This is a genomic window from Sphingobacterium composti, assembly GCF_009829075.1.
Classification (GTDB): domain Bacteria; phylum Bacteroidota; class Bacteroidia; order Sphingobacteriales; family Sphingobacteriaceae; genus Sphingobacterium; species Sphingobacterium composti.
Window position 1 is genome coordinate 232,944 of the sequence record NZ_WUQZ01000003.1, and the last position, 20,638, is coordinate 253,581.

General features: G+C 33.7%; 19 protein-coding genes and 2 pseudogenes. 11 read left to right on the plus strand and 10 right to left on the minus strand.

Annotation, left to right across the window (positions count from 1 at the left end):
• Nucleotides 1-29 precede the first annotated feature (29 nt).
• Nucleotides 30-1,124: a slipin family protein gene (locus GOQ17_RS03690; protein ID WP_159634952.1), complete on the minus strand. Its 1,095-nt coding sequence runs from the start codon at nt 1,122-1,124 to the stop codon at nt 30-32.
• An 837-nt stretch (nt 1,125-1,961) separates the two neighbouring features.
• Between GOQ17_RS03690 and GOQ17_RS03695 the strand changes: the two genes are divergently transcribed.
• The 5 genes from GOQ17_RS03695 (at nt 1,962) to GOQ17_RS03715 (ending at nt 7,647) form a co-directional block, all read left to right on the plus strand.
• Entirely contained in the window at nt 1,962-2,987 is a 1,026-nt protein-coding gene (locus GOQ17_RS03695) for a helix-turn-helix transcriptional regulator (protein ID WP_159634955.1), read from the plus strand.
• A gap of 81 nt (nt 2,988-3,068) precedes the next feature.
• Nucleotides 3,069-3,632: an AraC family transcriptional regulator gene (locus GOQ17_RS03700; RefSeq protein ID WP_159634958.1), complete on the plus strand. Its 564-nt coding sequence runs from the start codon at nt 3,069-3,071 to the stop codon at nt 3,630-3,632.
• A 90-nt stretch (nt 3,633-3,722) separates the two neighbouring features.
• Complete coding sequence (locus GOQ17_RS03705; protein ID WP_159634961.1) at nt 3,723-5,942, plus strand: heavy metal translocating P-type ATPase; 2,220 nt, start codon at nt 3,723-3,725, stop codon at nt 5,940-5,942.
• Between the two features lie 36 nt (nt 5,943-5,978).
• Nucleotides 5,979-6,194, plus strand: a complete 216-nt coding sequence (locus GOQ17_RS03710; protein ID WP_159634964.1) for a heavy-metal-associated domain-containing protein — start codon at nt 5,979-5,981, stop codon at nt 6,192-6,194.
• Nucleotides 6,195-6,354: 160 nt separating this feature from the next.
• The gene (locus tag GOQ17_RS03715) at nt 6,355-7,647 is read left to right on the plus strand and encodes a DUF389 domain-containing protein (protein WP_159634967.1); all 1,293 of its coding nucleotides are present in this window, start codon (nt 6,355-6,357) and stop codon (nt 7,645-7,647) included.
• A 40-nt stretch (nt 7,648-7,687) separates the two neighbouring features.
• Here GOQ17_RS03715 and nhaA read toward each other — a convergent pair whose 3' ends face one another.
• The 7 genes from nhaA to GOQ17_RS03750 form a co-directional block, all read right to left on the minus strand.
• The gene (gene nhaA, locus GOQ17_RS03720) at nt 7,688-8,848 is read right to left on the minus strand and encodes a Na+/H+ antiporter NhaA (RefSeq protein ID WP_159634970.1); all 1,161 of its coding nucleotides are present in this window, start codon (nt 8,846-8,848) and stop codon (nt 7,688-7,690) included.
• A complete protein-coding gene (locus GOQ17_RS03725; RefSeq protein ID WP_159634973.1) occupies nt 8,841-10,283 on the minus strand; it encodes an alanine/glycine:cation symporter family protein in 1,443 nt (480 codons plus the stop codon). The genes nhaA and GOQ17_RS03725 overlap by 8 nt, the downstream gene beginning before the upstream one ends.
• Before the next feature lie 583 nt (nt 10,284-10,866).
• On the minus strand, nt 10,867-11,004 hold the full coding sequence (locus GOQ17_RS03730; protein ID WP_159634975.1) for a hypothetical protein: 138 nt from the start codon (nt 11,002-11,004) through the stop codon (nt 10,867-10,869).
• 46 nt (nt 11,005-11,050) lie between these two features.
• The gene (locus GOQ17_RS03735) at nt 11,051-11,989 is read right to left on the minus strand and encodes a hypothetical protein (protein WP_159634978.1); all 939 of its coding nucleotides are present in this window, start codon (nt 11,987-11,989) and stop codon (nt 11,051-11,053) included.
• Nucleotides 11,990-12,048: 59 nt separating this feature from the next.
• A complete protein-coding gene (locus GOQ17_RS03740; protein ID WP_159634981.1) occupies nt 12,049-12,747 on the minus strand; it encodes a hypothetical protein in 699 nt (232 codons plus the stop codon).
• A 29-nt stretch (nt 12,748-12,776) separates the two neighbouring features.
• On the minus strand, nt 12,777-13,787 hold the full coding sequence (locus GOQ17_RS03745; protein WP_159634984.1) for an OmpA family protein: 1,011 nt from the start codon (nt 13,785-13,787) through the stop codon (nt 12,777-12,779).
• A 271-nt stretch (nt 13,788-14,058) separates the two neighbouring features.
• Nucleotides 14,059-14,526, minus strand: a complete 468-nt coding sequence (locus tag GOQ17_RS03750) for a hypothetical protein (protein ID WP_159634987.1) — start codon at nt 14,524-14,526, stop codon at nt 14,059-14,061.
• 117 nt (nt 14,527-14,643) lie between these two features.
• Here GOQ17_RS03750 and GOQ17_RS03755 point away from each other — a divergent pair, with 117 nt between their 5' ends.
• Both GOQ17_RS03755 and GOQ17_RS03760 read left to right on the plus strand, forming a co-directional pair.
• The gene (locus GOQ17_RS03755; RefSeq protein ID WP_201288501.1) at nt 14,644-16,650 is read left to right on the plus strand and encodes a tetratricopeptide repeat-containing sensor histidine kinase; all 2,007 of its coding nucleotides are present in this window, start codon (nt 14,644-14,646) and stop codon (nt 16,648-16,650) included.
• The gene (locus tag GOQ17_RS03760) at nt 16,643-17,275 is read left to right on the plus strand and encodes a response regulator (RefSeq protein WP_159634990.1); all 633 of its coding nucleotides are present in this window, start codon (nt 16,643-16,645) and stop codon (nt 17,273-17,275) included. The genes GOQ17_RS03755 and GOQ17_RS03760 overlap by 8 nt, the downstream gene beginning before the upstream one ends.
• A 24-nt stretch (nt 17,276-17,299) precedes the next feature.
• Here the strand turns inward: GOQ17_RS03760 and GOQ17_RS16330 are convergent, their stop codons facing one another.
• Both GOQ17_RS16330 and GOQ17_RS16335 read right to left on the minus strand, forming a co-directional pair.
• Nucleotides 17,300-17,464, minus strand: a complete 165-nt coding sequence (locus GOQ17_RS16330) for a hypothetical protein (RefSeq protein ID WP_236537038.1) — start codon at nt 17,462-17,464, stop codon at nt 17,300-17,302.
• A gap of 59 nt (nt 17,465-17,523) precedes the next feature.
• Entirely contained in the window at nt 17,524-17,718 is a 195-nt protein-coding gene (locus GOQ17_RS16335; protein WP_236537039.1) for a hypothetical protein, read from the minus strand.
• 524 nt (nt 17,719-18,242) lie between these two features.
• On the opposite strand from GOQ17_RS16335, the pseudogene GOQ17_RS16550 reads away from it, so the two are divergent.
• The 4 genes and pseudogenes from GOQ17_RS16550 to GOQ17_RS03780 form a co-directional block, all read left to right on the plus strand.
• A pseudogene (locus tag GOQ17_RS16550) lies at nt 18,243-18,391 on the plus strand (transposase domain-containing protein); the annotation flags it as partial.
• Nucleotides 18,392-18,458: 67 nt separating this feature from the next.
• Nucleotides 18,459-18,584, plus strand: a pseudogene (locus GOQ17_RS16645) (IS982 family transposase); the annotation flags it as partial.
• 173 nt (nt 18,585-18,757) lie between these two features.
• A complete protein-coding gene (locus GOQ17_RS03775; RefSeq protein WP_159634993.1) occupies nt 18,758-19,330 on the plus strand; it encodes an RNA polymerase sigma factor in 573 nt (190 codons plus the stop codon).
• Between the two features lie 43 nt (nt 19,331-19,373).
• Nucleotides 19,374-20,564, plus strand: coding sequence for a FecR family protein (locus GOQ17_RS03780; RefSeq protein ID WP_159634996.1), 1,191 nt, complete (start codon nt 19,374-19,376; stop codon nt 20,562-20,564).
• Nucleotides 20,565-20,638 lie beyond the last annotated feature (74 nt).

The following is a 20,638-nucleotide window of genomic DNA, read 5'->3' on the forward strand; positions in this document are numbered from 1 at the left end:
TTTATCGTTGCCTCTTGCGCCTCTTTAATTTATTTAACAAACAATTGTTTCAATTGGTCTACGATTTGGCTATTTCCAGAAACGGAGATGCTATTAATCTTTTCTGCGATTTTCTCCACATATTCCATTTCTTTTAATTTAAGCAACATCGTATTCTCTTCCATCAATTTTGCTGTATTTAACAAGCTACGTGTCGAAGCTGTTTCTTCGCGGCGCATGATGATATTGGCTTGTGCCTTTTTCTCAGCGACCAACACTTGATTCATGATGTCTCGAATATCACCTGGTAAGATGACATCTTTGATACCCGCATTGAATACTTTGATACCTAAGTTGTCAATTTGTTCCATCGAATTTGATAAAACGTGAGTGCTGATTTCAGCTTTATTCTCCATCAACTCATCCAATGTCATCGTACCAATATAAGTACGTAACGCCAATTGCATCAACATATAAAGTTGTTTTTCAAAGTCCTTATTGTATAATATTGCTTTGATGATATCGACAATTTGGTATTGGATGGAAAAATTAATCCGGATTTGTGCTTTGTCTTTTGTTAAAATTTCTTGCCCTACAATTTCCATTGTTGTTTGACGCATATCCGCTTTGGCAATAGCAATTGTCGTTGCATTCTTCCACCATTGGTAGTTTCCTGGTTCTAATATCTGTGTAAATACTCCGTCGATAAACAACAAACCTTTTTCCGAAATATCAATTTTATATTGTCGAACATAGAACGCAAGTGCTTGTTTCTCCAATAATTGTTTATTGATAGTTGCTGGTATTTCAATTGTCGAGATATCGTATTTGTCAAAACGGTACTCCTCTAAGTTTTTCCAAAAGATATGTCGTCCTGCTGCTAATACTTGCTTGAAGTTATTGTTTACAAAAACCAAGCATATTTCATTATCCATCACATCCACAATATGTACACATTCCGTAAAGCCATCTATTTGTAATAGTATATTGTTGTCAAAGCGCGACTGAAATGTATTGGATAAATTATAGACTTCGCATTGCTCACGGAAGCCTATCCAGTATTTTCCTGTTGTCAATACGCGCTTAGGGGCATTGTTTTTAATCAATAAACCGATTTCATTTTTATTAATAGTTACCATTTTCATAATCTATATTTTTTATGTTATCATACTCTGTTAAATAAAGCCCTCTGGTTCTTGTTCATTGCTCTATATCGGAATACAAAAGGAACGTTCCGTTATATTTCCTCAGCGTAGTGCCCAGGATTGAATCGCGATGATTAGGATTCTTTCGAGCTCACTGGCAGATGAAATAAGCGGTTCGGCTTGTTTTGTATTGCAAAGACTTGGTTCAATTGTTTGATGACAGCGGTAATATTACCTCAATCTTCAAACGGAACAAGAAGCAAAAGGCTTCGAAAATAGACTTTTTAATGAAGTCATACATTTGAAACTTTCGTTTCTCCAACCAAAGACACATTCCCTAGATGTGCGCGGGACTCGAACCCGCCTATTGTGCTATGCTCTACCATCTGAGCTATCTTAACAAGTAAGAGCAGGATTCGAACCTGCGACCGTAGCAGTGTACTTCTAAGTCAATAACTCATCAGCATATTGCAATCTATTGAAGGCAACACTACCCTGTTATACAGAAACAGGCGACAAGGATGTTATATGCAACTTAAAAGTTTCTTTATGCTTCTGTCGAAGCAAATATTTTCAAAAAGCTTTCGCTTATTTTTCTCAAAGAACAATTGTCATTGCTGACAATACAAAGATGCATAGGGGTGTACGCAGTGCTTTTGCGTAGTAGTGTGTTGCTGTAAAATTTCTTTTAAAATATATTTAAAAGACTGATATTCAATTTGATTAATTTTTTTTTATTTTTTATTTGATGATGATATATTCTTGTTGCGCAATTGTATTGCGTAGATATGTAGTCTTTTATTTATATTTAAATCACTTAAACGAGGGTCAAATGATATGTCTGTAAATAAACTAGCGCTTATTCGGTACAAAACCATTGATTCATGTCTGTGTCAGCGACATCGCAAATGGACTTTGGAGGACTTGATTCATAAAGTTTCGGAGATGATTTACGAATTGGAGGGAATTCATACAGGAATCAGTAAAAGAACTATCCAAGGAGATATTCAGCTGATGCGTAGTAATAAGTTGGGGTATAATGCGCCAATCGTCGTGTTGAATCGAAAGTTTTATGCATATTCTGACCCTCATTATAGCATCAGTAACTCGCCAATTTCTGAGGTAGATATGGAGAATATGCGTAGTGCTGTAGATGTGTTGAAGCATCTAAATGGCTTTAATTATTTCGACGAAATGAGCGATTTGATAGCTCGGTTGGAAAGTAATCTAAACAAAGGCGAAGGCAATCAAAAATCTGTTATTCAAATGGAGGGCAATAAATTGCTCAAAGGCTTACAATGGATAACACCTATTTATAAGGCTATTCGTGAAGAAATTCCACTGCTTATTGATTATAAATCTTTCAAATCTAAAGAAGCTATTGAAACAGTCTACTATCCTTATCTACTCAAGGAATACAGAAATCGCTGGTTTGCGATTGTAAAGCCTAAAAATGGCAGTGTGATACTGACCTTGGCGTTGGATAGGATTAAGAATATTCAGGAAATGGCTAAGTCTGGCTTTGTAAGGTATGAAGGAGTGGACTTTGACCGTTATTTTGAAGATACAATAGGTGTCACAAAGTCTCATAATGACCGTGGTCAGCGTGTTCTGTTATCAGTAGATGCAAAGAATGCGCCTTATGTCGAAACAAAGCCTATACATGCTTCTCAAAAAATAATAGAAAGGCACGAGGATGGAAGTATTATTATTCGTATCGATGTGGTTTTGAATTACGAGTTAGAGCGCGAGATATTAGGTTTTGGCGAGGCTATTAAAGTTCTTAGTCCACTACGTTTGAAAGAGCGTATTATTAATCGAGTAAGAAGAAGTTTGCTACAATATGAAGGGGTGAAGAAATAGGACTATTATTTTTATTTTACATCAGACTAATAAATGGAAATTATCTTAACCTTAACTTTAACTTTGCATAAATTAGATCCAATGCCTACACTCTATATAAAAAATATGGTTTGCAACCGCTGTATCATGGTGGTTGAAAATGAGTTGGAGAAAGCTGGAATTCAAGCTTCTCAAGTCAAGCTTGGTGAAGTCATTTTAAACGAACAGCCTAGTGACGCACTAATACAACAATTTACTGCGGCCATTGAAGCATTGGGTTTTGAGCGAATTGATGATAAGAAAAGTCGTGTAATCGAACAGATAAAAAATCAAATTATTCAATTAGTACATCACGATAATAATGACGCGAAGGTAAATCTCTCAGACTATTTGAGTGAAGCATTACTTCACGATTACAGTTATTTATCGAATCTATTTTCTGAAGTTGAAGGTACAACTATAGAAAAATATTATATCGCACAAAAAATTGAAAAAGTCAAAGAATTGTTGGTTTATGATGAATTGTCACTTAGCGAAATCGCGGATAAACTCAATTATTCGAGTGTAGCTTATTTGAGTAATCAGTTCAAAAAAGTAACAGGTCTTTCACCAAGTCATTTCAAGCAAATTCGTTCGGATAAAAGAAAACCTTTGGATGAGATTTAGCTAAATCTTACAAATTCTATCCAAAAAACTACAACCATTACTATCTTTTAATTTGCCAACTTTGTATCATAGTTTACGAACTCACTTATTATGGCAAATAAAACTCTAGATATACAAAAGCAAACTATTCCCGTCTTAGGCATGTCGTGTGCGTCATGCGCAAGTAGCGCACAAAATATCGTGCAACAACAAGAAGGAGTATTAGAAGCTGAGGTTAACTACGGAACAGGTAATCTACAAGTCACTTACGAGACTAGTAAAACTTCTGCCGAAAAATTACAACAAGCGCTCCAGTCGGGAGGATATGATTTATTGTTGGAGGATGAAAGCAAGCAACAAGAAACTTTAGAAGCTATTCATGAGGCTTATTATGCGAAGCTTAAATCCAAAACAATTTGGGCTATTTTATTGGCACTTCCAGTTGTGGTGATTGGTATGTTTTTCATGAATATGCCGTATGTAAATGAAATTATGTTTGCATTTACGACACCGATTATTCTTTGGTTAGGTCAAGATTTTTTTATTGGCGCGTGGAAACAAGCAAAACACCGAAACGCCAACATGGATACTCTTGTGGCACTGAGCACGGGCATTGCATTCATTTTTAGTGTTTTCAATATGTTGTTTCAAGAATTCTGGTTACAAAAGGGCGTTCATGCACATGTTTATTTTGAGGCAGCCGCTGTCATCATTGCTTTTATATTATTAGGCAAATTGTTGGAAGAAAAAGCCAAAGGGAATACCTCATCTGCGATAAAGAAATTGATGGGTTTACAGCCCAAGCACGTCACAGTAATCGATGAAAGAGGAAATGAACAAATTATATCCATTGGACAAATCAATTTGGGTAACCGATTATTAGTAAAGCCTGGAGAGAAAATAGCTGTGGATGGCATTGTAGTGGAAGGTAATTCTTATGTTGATGAAAGTATGTTGACCGGTGAGCCAATTCCTATTGCTAAGTCAAAAGGAGAAAAGGTTTATGCGGGAACTATCAACCAAAAAGGAAGTTTTCAATTTGAAGCAACCAAAGTTGGAAAGGATACGTTTCTTGCGCAAATCATCAAAATGGTGCAAGATGCACAAGGAAGCAAAGCCCCCGTTCAGAAGTTGGTGGATAAAATTGCAAGTATTTTTGTTCCGATTGTGATAGGTATAGCGGTTTTGACTTTTGTTATTTGGTTGTTATTTGGTGGAGAAAATGCGTGGGTGCAAGCATTGATGGCTGCTGTTACGGTTTTGGTTATAGCGTGTCCATGTGCTTTGGGCTTGGCGACACCTACAGCAATTATGGTTGGTGTAGGCAAAGGTGCTGAACAAGGGATCTTGATAAAAGATGCAGAAAGTTTGGAATTAGCACAAAAAATTGATGCGATTATTTTAGATAAAACAGGTACAATCACGATTGGACGACCAGAGGTGGTTGATAGTTATTGGTTAAAGGAAGATGAAACGTCTAAAGAAATTTTAAAAAGTATCGAGAAGCATTCAGAACATCCATTGGCTGATGCGATAGTAAAATATTTAGATGCTGTGGAAGTTGTTGCGATGGGTTCTTTTGAAAGTATCACGGGCAAAGGTGCGAAAGCTAACCATCAAGGACAAACGTATTTTGTGGGGAATAATAAACTTCTGGTAGAAAATAATATTTTTATTTCAGATGATTTAATGAATGCTGCAATGCATTGGCTTACTCAAAGTAACACTGTTATTTGGTTTGCAAATGAGCGAGAAGCATTAGCTGTTTTGTCCATTTCAGACCAAATCAAACCTACTTCCGTTCAAGCTATTCGAGAGCTACAAGCTTTGGGTGTAGAATTATATATGCTGACGGGCGACAACGAGGCTACCGCAAAGGCAATAGCAGACCAAATAGGAATTAAACATTATAAAGCGGAAGTATTACCACAAGTAAAGTCAGATTTTGTCAAAGAACTTCAACAGCATGGAAAAGTAGTAGCGATGGTTGGAGATGGTATCAATGACAGTACAGCATTAGCAACCGCCGATGTGAGCATTGCGATGGGCAAAGGTTCGGATATTGCGATGGATGTGGCAAAAATGACAATTATTTCTTCGGATTTGACCAAAATTCCTCAAGCGATTCGATTGTCAAAACAGACTGTTGCGACCATTAAGCAAAATCTATTTTGGGCATTTGTATACAATGTAATTGGCATCCCAATTGCAGCGGGTATATTGTATCCTATCAACGGATTTTTATTGAATCCCATGATTGCTGGAGCAGCGATGGCGTTGAGTAGTGTATCGGTAGTCACAAACAGTCTTCGATTAAAGTGGAAGAAATAAGTAATTAATATTATATAAATTTTTAAAAGTATAATAATGAAAAATAAAGAATTCAAATTCAAAACGAATATCAATTGCGGCGGCTGTATAGCCAAAGTCAAACCGGCATTAGACGGCGAGGTTGGAATCAAAAATTGGCATGTCGACACCGATAATACAGATAAAATCTTAACTGTAGAATTAGATAGCATAGAAGAAGATATAGTCGTTGAAATTATAAAGGCGAAGGGATTTAGTATTGAGAATTTATAAAAGAACCACATATCATATAAAGGGCTTAGCAGATGCTAAGCCCTTTATATGATATGTTTTCTAATCTTTATTGTATTCATTATTAAATTTTAAAATACATTAAAAATTAGTTATTTAGTATTTTGTAATTCTAATATTATATAACTATTACCTAAAAAATATGCTTCGAAGTATCTATAAGTTTTTTAATCTACATGATGGTGAGGAAACAAAGGACAAAGTTTTAGAAAACGTTGTATCCAATATATCCTTTCGAGGAGCCAATTTATGGATTCTAGCGTGTGCTATCGTGGTGGCTTCTGTAGGTTTGAATGTGAATTCTACAGCTGTAATTATTGGTGCCATGTTGATAAGTCCATTGATGGGACCTATTGTAGGGGCGGGGTTTGCATTGGGGATATATGATTTTGAATTGTTGAAGAAGTCTGCTAAAAATTTATTGATAGCAACTTTGGTCAGTTTATTGGTTTCTTTTCTGTATTTTTTGTTAAGTCCTTTTAAAGAAGCGCAATCCGAATTATTAGCGCGTACTTCTCCTAATATTTATGATGTCCTAATTGCATTCTTTGGAGGTTTAGTGGGAGTGATTGCTATTACACGTGTTGAAAAAGGGAATCCAATTCCTGGTGTAGCTATCGCAACTGCTTTGATGCCCCCTTTATGTACAGCTGGATATGGATTAGCAATAGGTAATATCTCGTATTTTTTTGGCGCATTATATCTTTATACGATTAACTGTTTTTTCATTTGTATATCTACATTTTTGATAGTTAAATTTCTACGTTATCCTAAGATTAAATTTGTGGACCCCCTACGTGAGTCTAGAATAACAAAAACTATTACTTTTCTTATTTTGGTGATGTTGGTGCCAAGTTCTTATTTAGCATATGCATTGTTGCAGGAGAGAAAATTTACGCAAAATGTTAATTCATTTATTGAAAATGAATTGACAAGAAAAGGTTATACATTGATATATGAAAAAACACAGTTCAATAGTAGACCTCGAAAAATTGAATTGGCATTTTTGGACAAAAGATTTTCTAATGAAGAGTTGAAAGACCTCAACGACAAAATGGATGTGTACAAATTGAATAATACAGATTTGATTATAAGACAAGATAGTACAGATTTGAAGGCTGATATTTTGGCAGAACTTAGTAAAAATAGCGCACATATTGACGAGAGGGATGTAACTATTCAAAATCTAAGAAAAGAATTATCTACGTATAAAGTTGATAATGAGGGATTGCTGAAAGAGATAGATTTGTTGTTCCCTGAATTAAAACCTTATTCGCTGGGTAAACAAAGTGTTTATGTCGATAAAGATAGTGCTAGGTTTGATTATTATTTGATTCATTCTGCAACGTTAGAAGCAAAACGTAAAGAAGCTTTAGAAAGTTGGTTGAAACAAAAGCTAAATACTGAATCTATTAATTTCCTAAAGAGTGAATAAGAATAGGGGCTTAATAATATTATTTAGCCCCTATTTTTAATTATTTTTTTATTCTTAAAACAATATATCCTAATATACCAGCGGCTAATGAGGTAAGTAGAATACTTAATTTCGCTTCTGACACATATAGCGGATTAGCAAACGATAAAATAGCAATAAATATAGACATCGTGAAGCCAATTCCAGCGAGTAGCGCTACGCCTAATATATGTAACCAATTTGCGCCTTCAGGAAGAGAACTTATTTTTAAGCTTTTACATATAAAGGAAGTTAAAAGAATACCTATTGGTTTTCCTAGAAGTAGACCTAAAGTAATTCCCAATCCAAGACTAGAGGTAAGACCTGCGATCATTTCACTTTCCAATGTGATATTGGTATTTGCAAATGCAAATAATGGAATGATAAAGAAGTTAACTGGCTTTACTAATGCATGTTCTAATCTTTCTAAAGGAGACTCGATATCTGTATCGTTAGTAGGAATAGTCATCGCTACTAAAACACCTGCGATAGTCGCATGAATCCCTGAATGATGGACGAAATACCATATAAATACTCCTGGAATTAAATACAAGTAAGGGTTTTGAACATTCATTCTGTTCATGATAATCAGAATAGTCAATGCTGCTACTGCATACCCTAAATAGGTAACATCGATTCCTGAGGAATAAAATAGCGCAATAACTAATATGGCGATTAAATCATCAACAATAGCTAATGCTGCTAAAAATATTTTTAAGCTAGCAGGGATTCTGTTACCTAATAGATTGATTACAGCTAAAGCAAAAGCAATGTCTGTTGCCATAGGAATACCCCAACCAGAACTTGTTTCTTGACCAGCATTTAAGCTTAAATAAATAATTGCGGGTACTACCGCACCACCTACAGCACATAAAATTGGTAACGAAGCTTTCTTTGGTGAAGATAATTCACCTTCGACAATTTCTCTTTTGATTTCTAATCCTACTAAAAGAAAGAAAATAGCCATTAGACCATCATTAATCCATAGCAGAATGGAGTAGTTGAGGTGAATGCTTTCATTTTCAAATCCAATTTTGAAGTCTAAAAGATTTTGTAATGCAAGAGCGGCAGGGGTATTCGCAATAATCATTGAGATGATTACACAAATAAATAATAAAATTCCTCCGGCGTTACTCGATTTAAAGAAATTTTTGAAAACATTTAAATTAATTAAATTAGACATGATTATTTGTTTTTTTATCCCAAAAATCCATATTTGGGATGTTATAAATTGAATTATCGTATGTTGGATCTTTTTTGTTTTTAGTTTGATTTGTATAGTCCTTGTAGAGCAACAATACCTTTTTGTGCAATAATATAATAGCTATTAAATTTAGCCATGCCATAAGACCTACTCCAATATCACCGAGCTCCCATGCACTTTTAGCTGTAGTGACACAACCTACAAAAACAGAACCTAGTATCAATATGCGAAGCCCATATAACAATACTTTCGCGGTTTTTTTGTTTTGGATAAAACTCACATTTGTCTCCGCAATATAATAATAGGCCATAATCGTAGTGAAAGCAAATAATGTCAATGATATAGCTACAAACGCACTACCAATTGTCGGAAAATGAGAAGCGATGGCAAATTGGGTATATGCTGGTCCCATTTCCACATCTTTAAGATTATTAACGATAAATCCGCCCTCAGGATGTACAACATTATATTGGCTTGTGAATAATATCATTAAAGCTGTGGCTGTACATACGAAAAGTGTATCCACGTATACAGAAAAACCTTGTACTAATCCTTGTTTGATAGGGTGAGACACTTCTGCGGCCGCTGCAGCGTGTGGCGCAGTACCTTGTCCAGCTTCATTGCTATATATGCCGCGTTTTACTCCCCAAGCGATTGCTGTACCTGCTACTGCGCCAAAGGATGACTCTAGATTAAGAGCGGATTTGACAATAAGTGATATTACTGCAGGTACTTGCTGTATATTTATTCCAATTATGATTAATGCCATTAAAATGTATAAGCCAGCCATAATTGGCACGATGTATTCAGCAACTTTACCGATTCTTTTTACTCCGCCTAAGATTATTAAAGCTAAGAAGATAACTAATCCTATTCCCACAGTATAAGGCGGAATGTTGAAAGCCTCTTCAACCGAAGTTGCGATACTGTTTGATTGAACACTTGGTAATAAGAAACCTGTAGATGTAATTGTGACTATTGCGAAAATCCATGCGAAGACTTTATTATTGAGTCCTTTTTGAATATAAAATGCTGGTCCACCCCGATATTGCCCATCCTTTTCCTCCTTATACATTTGACCTAGTGTTGCTTCAACAATTGCGGAGGCTGAACCTAATAACGCTATTACCCACATCCAAAACACTGCCCCAGGACCACCCATCGCTATTGCTGTTGCAACACCAGCTATGTTTCCGGTACCTACTCTTCCCGAGACAGCTAATGAAAAAGCCTGAAAAGATGAAATTCCACTTTCGGATTTCTTACCAGCAAATAATAGCTTAATCATCTCTTTTATTCGAGTGAATTGAGGGAATCTAAATCTGATAGTAAAGTATATACCTGTCAATAGACAAAGGTAAATTAGCGCATCAGACCAAATTATATTATAAATAAACTCTATTGAAGACTGCATCCATTATTTGTTAAAGATATATTCTACTAAAATATGGCTTTATGTAATAAAGGCTATGAATTATTGCATAGATTTTGTCTATACTATATCTGAAATCAAATAGGCTAGTACTCCTCGCGAACAATATTGTAATATTATGTAGTTTAAGACTTGTCTCTTAAATTTACTCTTTAAAAATCGTTATTTAACGTGAGTTCGGTTTAAGCAGCAAGGAATAATTGATTTTGTTGCTGTTCAAACTGAATGTTTTTACCCATAGTTACTTTGTTTGTTTTGCAACCTCAAAGTTAGCTAAAGGGTTGGTGCTTGCACCAGCCTTTTTTAATCTTTACCGGACACTAGTGAATAGCATTATAAAAAATAAATGATTTCATAAGAGGAGTTCAAAACAACAATTTCATAATCACTATCTTTTAAATAATTTTTTTTGCTATCATCATCTTCCAAGTTAAGTTCAATAACTGCTGTTGGAATGCTATTCTTAGTATATTAGCCTTTACTGTAAACTAGCATTAATGCTGGATAAGATGGTATTTTATCTTTTGGAATACGGAACTCCTTTCGCTCTAATTCTTCCTACAGATTAAAATGATATAATCTCTTTTAAAAGCAAATCGGTGGCTGCTAACTGAAAGGCAAAAGCATTTTGTTTTTTATCTATTTCAGCAATGATGTCTTTTGACAATTTATAAGGAATTTCCTGAGCATTTGCATGACTCAAAATTATCAAAATGAAGTGTAACACTATCTGTCAGGTCATATCAATTTTAGTTTTCAATAGCTCCCCAACCGCTCATCATAATGGCTAAGGCTTTAAAACCCCAATTCATATCATCGGCAGAATAGATGGGCGTAGCTGTTTTACTTGTTAGTTCTTGATGATTTATAACTTGTTCTCTGATTGCTTTTGGTTTCATTATTAACGTTGGTTCTTCATTATTTAGGTAATAAATATCCAAACGCAAAATTCCGGCATTTTCTTCTAAGTAGAACGGATGTGTAAAATTGATGGTATTGCTAAATAACGGCGAAGTGTACACTGTGATTTTTTGTAATTGCATAGGCACATTTTCATCTACTGTTTTTGGCGTATAAAGAATCACATCACATACATAACCTAAAATATTTTGTTTTTTAGATTGAACCTGACGATTAAACTCGCTAAAATCAATCGTATTTGTGGCATTTGCCCCTGCATTCTCTGAAGGCTTGAACTCGGAATATATTTTTCTGTCTTGTTCGGCAATTTTATCCAATTGGGTAACTGTTTCTAAATAGATACTGCCTTTGTCTTCAGCTGTATTATGATAATTATGCATATTCCAACCAAAACCACGAACGTTTCCCAAAACTATCTTGTCTTTTATAAAATAAGTACATTCTGAAATATTCATTGACATCGCCCAAGCGACTAACGGATTTTGATTACTTGTATTTTTAATTACCTCAAAAATGGTTTTGGCATCGGTATCATTTGCGACTAAAGCCTCGTATTGTTGCTTAATATCGTCTCTTGAAAAATCTATTTTATCAATGATTTTTCCTAAATCAACATCATTGCTGAAAATTCCCATTTCAACAATACCTTCAGTAAAAGGTTTGTTGATGACGGTATTATTGTCTTCTGTTGGTTTGCTTTCATCAGACAAGTTACAACTAAACAGAAAGAATACAGATAATAAGCTAGTTGTAATATTTTTTTTCATAGATACAGTATTTAATACAGGCTGTTTCTTTTTTTTGAGAAACAGCCTGTGTTTATAGATTAATTAAGTGAATAATTGGTTAATTGGTATTCTTCAATCTCTTTATTTTCACCATAATTATAGATCGTTTTTCTATAAACAGGACCTATACCTTTGGCAAGCCAATCTTCATATTTTATGGTAAAACTACTTCCATTAATACTATTTTTAATGTTTTTTATAAGTTCTATTTTCAAAATATTTTGATAGCTTTTTCCATTTAAAGTTAGACTTGCAACTTTTTCTATTATTTTACCTTTGTTTGTATGTTTAATAGTTCCACTAGCATTACCTGATATGGTTAGAGTTACGTGATCAGTCCATTCTTCACCAACACTTAAATTTGTGTTGATACTCATTATCGTTCCAGCCGAGATATTTACTCCCATTTGAGAACTAGCTCCGTGAAGTTCGTAGAATACACCATTGTCTTCTCTTACGCCATCTGTAGTCTCAGTGTTTTCTGGTGCATTTAAAAATTCTACTTGAAAATAGGTCTTTCCTTCGTAGTTTATGGTTTTATATAAGTGATGAACAAATGAATCTTTTGGATCATTTATATTTTTAAAATTCCATTTATTTCCTATAGCGTAAGGCCAATAAGAAGTGCTTGTTGGGTGTCCATTTTCCTCGTCATTTAAATTTATATCATCTGATGTACTGCACGAAGCGAAAATGGTAAAAAAAGTAATTAGGTAACAGGAGATTGTTTTTTTCATAATAAATTGATTTATAAGCTTTTGTATTTTTAGTTTGTTCGAACCAGTTCCACACGTCTGTTTCTAGCTTTATTTTCTTCGGAATCGTTTGCTACCAAAGGTTTTTCAGCACCGAAACCTTTTGCGGTTACTCGAGATTTGTCAATTCCGTTGGCGATAAGATCATTCATTACAGCATTTGCACGTTCATTCGATAATTTTTTATTGTATGACGCATCGCCTGTATTGTCGGTATGCCCTTCAATAGCAATTTTCAGAATTTTATCGTTTTGCAATGCTTCTGCAATTTGCGTTACCACTTCTTTTCCTTCGGTAGTGATATTTGCTTTATCTACATCAAAATTGATATATAAAATCGACTTACCTTTTTCGGTCAAGTCTTTCGCAATATCGTCAGCCGTTACTTTGGTAATGGTTTGTTGAAAAGCTTCTTCTTGTAATACATTTAATGTTCCTCCCGCATTATTGGAAGTGAATTGAATATAAATGTTTCCTTTTTCTTCGGAACGAATAACATAAAACTTCATATTTTGATTCCAATACCCCATATCTCCCGAACCACCTTTATTAGGGTCTTGTTTGTTATAACGTTCGTATTCTTCTTTGGTGATTTCTCCATCAAAAACCTTAACCGCTCCGACGGAAAGCAAATAATCCTCCATGCTTTTCTCAAAGTAGCGTTGCGAATATTCTTCGCCTCGAACTGCGGTAACATTTGCTTTATACAATTTACCTTCAAAAGGTGTCATTACACCATTTATAGGAAAGAAACAAACATCAAAGTTTTTTTGTATGGCACCTTTTCGAGCTTCTAATCCTTTAGGTAAATTAATAAAAGGAAAATCGCCAATATCGGCAGTAGAGAAAGCGATATCTTCTATATTGAATTCAGCCGAAGAATTAGCTTCTTCTGTATTGCCTTCGTTAGCTTCGACAGAAGTTTCTTCGGCATTAGATTCGTTATTTTCTTGGTGTTTGTTTGCTTGATTACAAGAGATAATCAATGCTGATAATCCAAGAATAAGGACTATTTTTTTCATTTTTATATACTCAGTTTTATTATACAAAAATCGTTTGTTTTTTAACGGTGAGGATAACTCCTAATATCAAAAAAGTCAAGAATATTGGATAAAGAGTAAAAAAAACAGCGTGAATCGAGATCAATGACAGACCTAATGCTAAAAATAGATGAAGGCAGGCTATTACAATCATTCCTACTGTTCCGATGGGAAAAAATGGGTGAAATTTTCTCATTTTACTATTATTTTGTTTTGATAGGCTAAAGGTATTAATTTAAATCAGAACCTGATTTTATTGTTTTACGCCATCAAAATTAAACTGAACTTCAGTTGCTGATTGTTTATTTGTTGTAACAGAAATATTTTTATTGGAGCCATAATAATGAAAAAAACCTTCTAAACTACCTGATAAAGTGGCGATATCTTGTGTGTTTTCGCCAAAAAAGGCACCTGTTTCTACAGTGAAAGTTTTAGGAGTTACATACGAATATTCTTCGCCTGATTTTGCGGCAACTTTTAATTTATTACTTCCTTCTTTTGTAACGATAACAATAGCATCGTACCATTCATACACATCATCAGGATTAGAAGGCGATGTATATAATTTTCCTTTGTACGTTCCAATAGCAGCATCAATAGTACCTTGTGCTGGTTGTTCACTCCCATTGTCATCATCTTTACTACAGCTTGTGGTTAATGTTCCCAATGTTAATACCGATGCAAGTGCTAAAAGTGCAATTTTTGCGTTTACTTTTTTCATGACTATTTCAATTTTATGATGAAACGCAAATTTCTATAAAAAACGAAGTGCGAACAATCATCGGAAACCTTGATATTGTTTCTAATGGTTTACCATGATTTTTTATGGAAACAGAAAATGACAGCTCTTTTATTTGGATATTTGCGGTTTAATTATTTAGCGATGTATACAAATTTTCTGATTATAATAGTTACGCTGTTTTTAGGCAATATGTTACAAGCCCAACAACTTGTTCCTTTAGACGAAGTAGCTTATGTAAAACAAATCAATCGCACCATTGAAAATACGAAAAGCGATAGTGTTCGCTTTTATAATACGCTTTTACTATCTGAATATTGGGCACAAACAGATAGTTTAAAAAGTAAACAAGCACTTGATAAAGTACTATCATCTTCTCCAAAAAACACATTAGCTAAAGGAATTTTAGAATACTATCAAGGTGTTTTCTATGCTAACCAAGGTAGTAAATCACAAGCAAAAACATATTACGAGCAAGCTATAAAAGCTCTTGAAAACGATTCTGACAACATCGCTTTTTTAATTAAATCATGGTATAATTATGCTTATATACAAGTAGAAGACAAAGGGTATGATTATATGGTTAAAACGCTTACAGAATATTGTATTCCGCTGAGCGAAAAAAGCAATAATACCGAATTATTAGCGTTCAATTATACGCAATTAGGACTTACCTTTATGTCGGTTGGGCAATTTGACACGGCTGAAGAGTATCATAAAAAAGCCTTAGAACAACTTAATAAAATAAAAAACAAAAATAGTGTACACCTGATTACTTACTTTAATTTGGTGAGCAATTATTGCTACAAACCCGATAGTAAAACAGCTAAGATATATTTAGATCAAGCGAAAGAACTTCTTAATCCTTTTCCTGAATCACAATATTATCCTAACTATTATTATCAGGAAGCGATGTATTATACTACTATTCAGGATTTTGATAACGCATTAGCCAGCCTAAGTAATGGAGCCAAATTAGCCAAAGAGAGTTATCAAATCAAATTATTGCACCTGTTGTATTTTAGAATGTACAATGTGTATTTGATGCAAAAAGATTATCGTAAAGCAAAAGCACAGTTAGAGCATATTTTAGCTGAAAAAGTATTGGCTAAAGAAGCTGTAAATCGCAGAATAACTTATACTCAATTGGCAGCGGTTAACGATGTTTTGGGCGAATATAAAGAAGCCTATCAATGGATGAAAAAAGCAAGTTTATTAGGTGATAGCTTGCAACAAAACAAGTTGTTAGAAAACATGAACGAACTGGAAATTTTGCATCAAACAGCTGATAAACAACAAAAAATAAACGATTTAGAAAAAGAGAAAAAAGCAAATGAATTATTGAGTAAAAACAAGAATCTACGAATTACTATTTTGGTTATTGCTCTTATACTAAGTCTGGTTATTGCTTTTTTAATTTTTATCAATTACAAGAAACAACAAAAGTTAAACAAACAAATCAGTCTGAGTCATGAGCAGGATTTACTTCATATAGAAAATCAACGTAGATACGAAGCAACACAAGCAATATTACAAGGTGAGGAGCAGGAACGACAACGAATTGCACAGGATTTACACGATAGCATGGGCGGTATGTTAGCAAATATACGAATGTCTATTTCATCAAATGATTCGTTTAATAAAGAAAACGTAATTGAAAAATTAGATAAATCTATTGTTGAAATGCGTCGTATTTCCAGGAATCTGATGCCCGAAACACTGAAAAACCTTGGTTTGGAAATCGCTCTTAAAGAATTGTGCGAAGCGATGACACAAAAACACTTTGCCATTCAGTTCGAAGCCTTTAATTTGTCAGAAAACACTCCGTTTAAAACACAAATGGCGTTGTATCGTATCGCACAGGAAAGCATTAGCAACATTACAAAATACGCTCAGGCAACTAATGTCATTGTACAAATCAGCCAAAATAACAATGTCCTTAATTTAACCATTGAAGATGACGGAATAGGCTTTGATAAATCTGAAATCGTATATGGATTAGGTTTAAAAAATATACAAAATAGAGTTCAATTGATTAACGGAACGGTTGAAATTGCTTCGAATAAAGGAGAAGGAACTACCATAAATGTAGAATGTTATGTATGATAAAAATAAGATAAAGCTTGCCATAGTTGATGACCATCCAATGATTTTAGAAGGATTGAAATCACTATTAGAAAAAGATACTAAATTTCTCGTTTTTTCTTTTACCAAAGGAACTGCTGTCATAGATTTTATTCAGGAAAACAAAATAGATGTCGTTTTGCTGGATATTGTTTTGAGCGATGGAAACGGATTGGATTTTTGCAAAATAATCAAACAAAAAGCCCCCCAATCTATCGTCATTGCATTAAGCAATCAAGCTGAACGAAGTATTATTTTTCGTTTTTTAGAAAATGGAGGAAATGGCTATATCTTAAAAAATGCCGATTCCCTAGAAATAATAGAAGGCATAGAAAAGGCATTGATTGGTGATTTGGCTTTAAGTAAAGAAGTGCAGGAAATTATGCTACGGACTTCCGTTACAGATTTTGAGCTTCCCAGATTAACCAAAAGAGAAAAACAAATTCTTCAGGCAATTGCCAAAGGTAATACATCTGCTGAAATAGCCGAACAATTATTTATTTCTTTGATAACGGTAGAAACCCATCGTAGAAATTTATTGCAAAAGTTCAAAGCTAAAAATATGATGGAATTGGTTAAAATAGCCACCGAAAATCAGTTGATTTAAATTGACAATCTAGTTCATATGACATTACAATCTCCTACCTTTCTTTTTCTTCATACGTTTAGCAAACTGTTCCTCCTCGTACTCTTCTCCCTCCGTATTAGGTAATAGACTGAACAATCCCAAATCTGAATTAGCTGAATCCTCCTGAGAGATAAACTCAAAGAGGTCTTTTGTTGGTAGATTATCCAATTCATTTTTTTGGTAATAGGATTGTCCAGTATTTTCAATTCGGGTTTATTTCCATTGTTTTACCAATCGTTAAACACATTTGCCGACAGGTTTCTGTCTAATTGCGAAGCGTTCCAAACGCTTCGGCTTTCGTGGTTAATAAATGTCATGTCGTAAACACGTCTGCATTCGTTTCTGCGGACAACCGTATTGATACCTTGCTCTGCAAGTTGCTTTTTAAATTCCGTTTGGTTTTTTGCGGTGTGTATAGCCAATTCAATAGTATTCTTTAGACCTCGCAGGGTTAGTTTTCATTTTCTCTTTTGACTGTTCAAAATGTTTATGAAGCTGCGCAACACCTACATCTTTTCCGAATAGAGATGCTTTAAATGGATTACTTGCCTTGTTTCCTTTCTAGTCCAATGCTACATACACCACTCCGTTCACCGTCTGACCGTTCTGTTCTGCCTTAACTTCTTCCAATGTGATGTTGTAAAGTGATAGTAAAGCATTGTAACTACCCATAGTCTTATGGTTGGGGTGGGGCGTTGGCTGTCCGCCTTATCTTTGCTATCTTTTGTTCTTTTTTTAATCAATTCCAATCAAAGAAAGGATACAAAAAACACGTAAAGGTTAAGGACAGGGTGTTGTTGGTATGCTTTCCTTTATCCGTACAAAACTCTTTAAACGTATGAGAGATTTGCTAGTAAAAATTTAAAGTGTTTTAAGGATTAAATTCCATTCCTATTTGTGCCAACATAAGCAAAATACTGCCACGTGTCTATTTCGGAGATGCTGGTTCTTCGTCATATGTAAGAAACACATGAAGTTAATCCTTTTCAATGGCTGAAATATACGTTACAAAATATCATGTCAATAAACCATAAGAGTATCAAGGAGCTATATCCCCAGAACTATAAACAAATCTTTGGGCAATCAAACATGTAGTTCGTAGGACGGATACATTTATAGAACCCATAAAGATTTCTAATTGTAGCTTTACGGTAGACTTCCCAGGTCGGTAAACAACTTCTTGTTAAATATTTTAGGAGCTTTGGCAGCTTATGCTTTTTTTTCTAAAAAGCCTTCTTTAAACATTCAGTTTGAACAGCAACAAAATCAATTATTCCTTGCTGCTTAAACCGAACTCACGTTATTTAATCTTTGTATATATTTTGGTAACTATTTAATGAACCAAATACAATTTAATATTACTATAATCTAATATTTAGTAACCTAAATTTAACATACAAAGTATTTTAAGTTTTATATCTTTGAGCAATATTGGTTTTTGACTATATATTAGCTTTAATTATGCATTCTCTACCTAAAGAAATTATTTGTGCTGTAATACAAGGTGATAGAAAAGCTTTTCAAGTTTTATACAACAACTATGCTCAATTTGTATATCAAGTTTCGTATAAAATTTTGAGAGAAACCTCTCTTGCCGAAGATGTTGTACAAGAATGCTTCGTGAATTTATGGATTAATAGACAAAATATAGATGCGCAAAAGGAAGTTACTTCCTTTATTTATGTAATATCCAAAAGATTATCACTTAATAAATTACGTGAGGTAAAATATAAATCAATTTATCTAGAACAGGTTACGGTACACCATATAAATGATGTACAAGAAAAAATTGAATATTCAGAATTTGAAAAATCAATTATCTCCAAAGTTGCATTATTACCTAAACAACAACGAATAGCATTTGAATTAAGTAGATTCGATGGATATACACATCAGCAAATCGCAGAAAAAATGGGAATCTCCCCAAATACGGTTAAAAATCATATTTCTCAAGCGTTGATATACTTAAGGAAATGTTTGACCTCAACTAAGTATGAAATACCTTTTTTAATAATTTATTTTCTATCAGACTAGTCGTACTGTTCTCAATATGTGTACTGCATAAAAAGACTGTATTTTGGACTACCAAAGACTTAATTTATTATATCAGAAATATTGTACTAATTCTTTAAATCCAGAAGAATTTGAGGAATTCATTCAATTAATTGAAGATGTTGATGAAGAATATCTTCTTTCATTATCAGCAGAAAATATCGAGAATGATTCCGATAGAGATTTTGCTCATGATAATGTTTTTAATCGTATTGCTAATCAAATTGACGATTTAGAAAAGCAGAAAAAAGATTTATTTAATAGAAAAACTAGAACTTTATATTATAAAGCTGCAGCCAGCATTGCAGTACTCTTTGTTTTCTCTTATTTTCTTTATACATATCATGATAAGTATAAAGATAATCATGAAACAGAAGAAGTTTATAAACTTATATCTAATAATAATTCCCCGACCATAACAAATGATAATAGTAATATTGAATTTGCAGATGGTAAAACTTTAGATTTGGATTTTTTGCCAAATGATAGTATTTATTACAAAGGAATATCTATAGTTCGTGCGGGTGAAAACGATCTTATTATAAATAAAGAAGCAGGATTAGTAGACTTTGATATGCATACTTTCCACATGTTTGCTGCTAAGAAAGGTTCCACTTTAAAATTAACATTACCCGACAACTCTATTGTACAACTTAATTCCGGCTCTAGTATAAAAATATCTTCAAGTTATGGTATTAATAATCGTAATGTAATGCTTAAAGGGGAGGGATATTTTGAAGTAGCGCATAATAAGCAAATACCTTTTGTCGTGGAAGTAAAAGATGCTAAAATAAATGTTTTAGGAACAAATTTTAATTTATCTGGATATGACCAAGATAATCACGTTAAAGCAACCTTAATTAGTGGATCAATTGCCGTAAATACAATAAGTGATAAAACGGTTATAAAACCAGGTCAGCAGGCTATTGTAAATAATCAATCTACAATCCACATAAACAATAATGTGAATTTAGCACAAATATTAGCTTGGCGTGAAGGAGTATTTAGGTTCCAAGATGAATCAATTGAATTTATCATGAGTGAATTGTCAAAATGGTATAATATCAATGATGTCCAAATCTCAAATAGTATTAAAGATAAATTCACAGGTAGTATAAAAAGAACAAAACAACTTAAAGATGTTCTAAATGCTTTAGAAGAGGTTTCTGATTTGCAATTTGTAATAGAAGAGGGGAGGGTTATGGTGACTAAATAGAGAAAAGATATTTAAAGGGCAGTAGTGCAATACCGCCCTAGGAAATATAATACATAGCCTATAAAATCGTGTGT

Coding starts and splice junctions, on each gene's coding strand:
- GOQ17_RS03700 (WP_159634958.1), top strand. CDS start 3,069: ATGCCTACACTCTATATAAAAAATATGGTTTGCAACCGCTGTATCATG.
- GOQ17_RS03735 (WP_159634978.1), bottom strand. CDS start 11,989: ATGAAAAAAAATATTACAACTAGCTTATTATCTGTATTCTTTCTGTTT.
- GOQ17_RS03745 (WP_159634984.1), bottom strand. CDS start 13,787: ATGAAAAAAATAGTCCTTATTCTTGGATTATCAGCATTGATTATCTCT.
- GOQ17_RS03690 (WP_159634952.1), bottom strand. CDS start 1,124: ATGAAAATGGTAACTATTAATAAAAATGAAATCGGTTTATTGATTAAA.
- GOQ17_RS03775 (WP_159634993.1), top strand. CDS start 18,758: ATGCATTCTCTACCTAAAGAAATTATTTGTGCTGTAATACAAGGTGAT.
- GOQ17_RS03760 (WP_159634990.1), top strand. CDS start 16,643: ATGTATGATAAAAATAAGATAAAGCTTGCCATAGTTGATGACCATCCA.
- GOQ17_RS03695 (WP_159634955.1), top strand. CDS start 1,962: ATGTCTGTAAATAAACTAGCGCTTATTCGGTACAAAACCATTGATTCA.
- GOQ17_RS03710 (WP_159634964.1), top strand. CDS start 5,979: ATGAAAAATAAAGAATTCAAATTCAAAACGAATATCAATTGCGGCGGC.
- GOQ17_RS03755 (WP_201288501.1), top strand. CDS start 14,644: ATGACAGCTCTTTTATTTGGATATTTGCGGTTTAATTATTTAGCGATG.
- GOQ17_RS03725 (WP_159634973.1), bottom strand. CDS start 10,283: ATGCAGTCTTCAATAGAGTTTATTTATAATATAATTTGGTCTGATGCG.
- GOQ17_RS03715 (WP_159634967.1), top strand. CDS start 6,355: ATGCTTCGAAGTATCTATAAGTTTTTTAATCTACATGATGGTGAGGAA.
- nhaA (WP_159634970.1), bottom strand. CDS start 8,848: ATGTCTAATTTAATTAATTTAAATGTTTTCAAAAATTTCTTTAAATCG.
- GOQ17_RS03740 (WP_159634981.1), bottom strand. CDS start 12,747: ATGAAAAAAACAATCTCCTGTTACCTAATTACTTTTTTTACCATTTTC.
- GOQ17_RS03750 (WP_159634987.1), bottom strand. CDS start 14,526: ATGAAAAAAGTAAACGCAAAAATTGCACTTTTAGCACTTGCATCGGTA.
- GOQ17_RS03705 (WP_159634961.1), top strand. CDS start 3,723: ATGGCAAATAAAACTCTAGATATACAAAAGCAAACTATTCCCGTCTTA.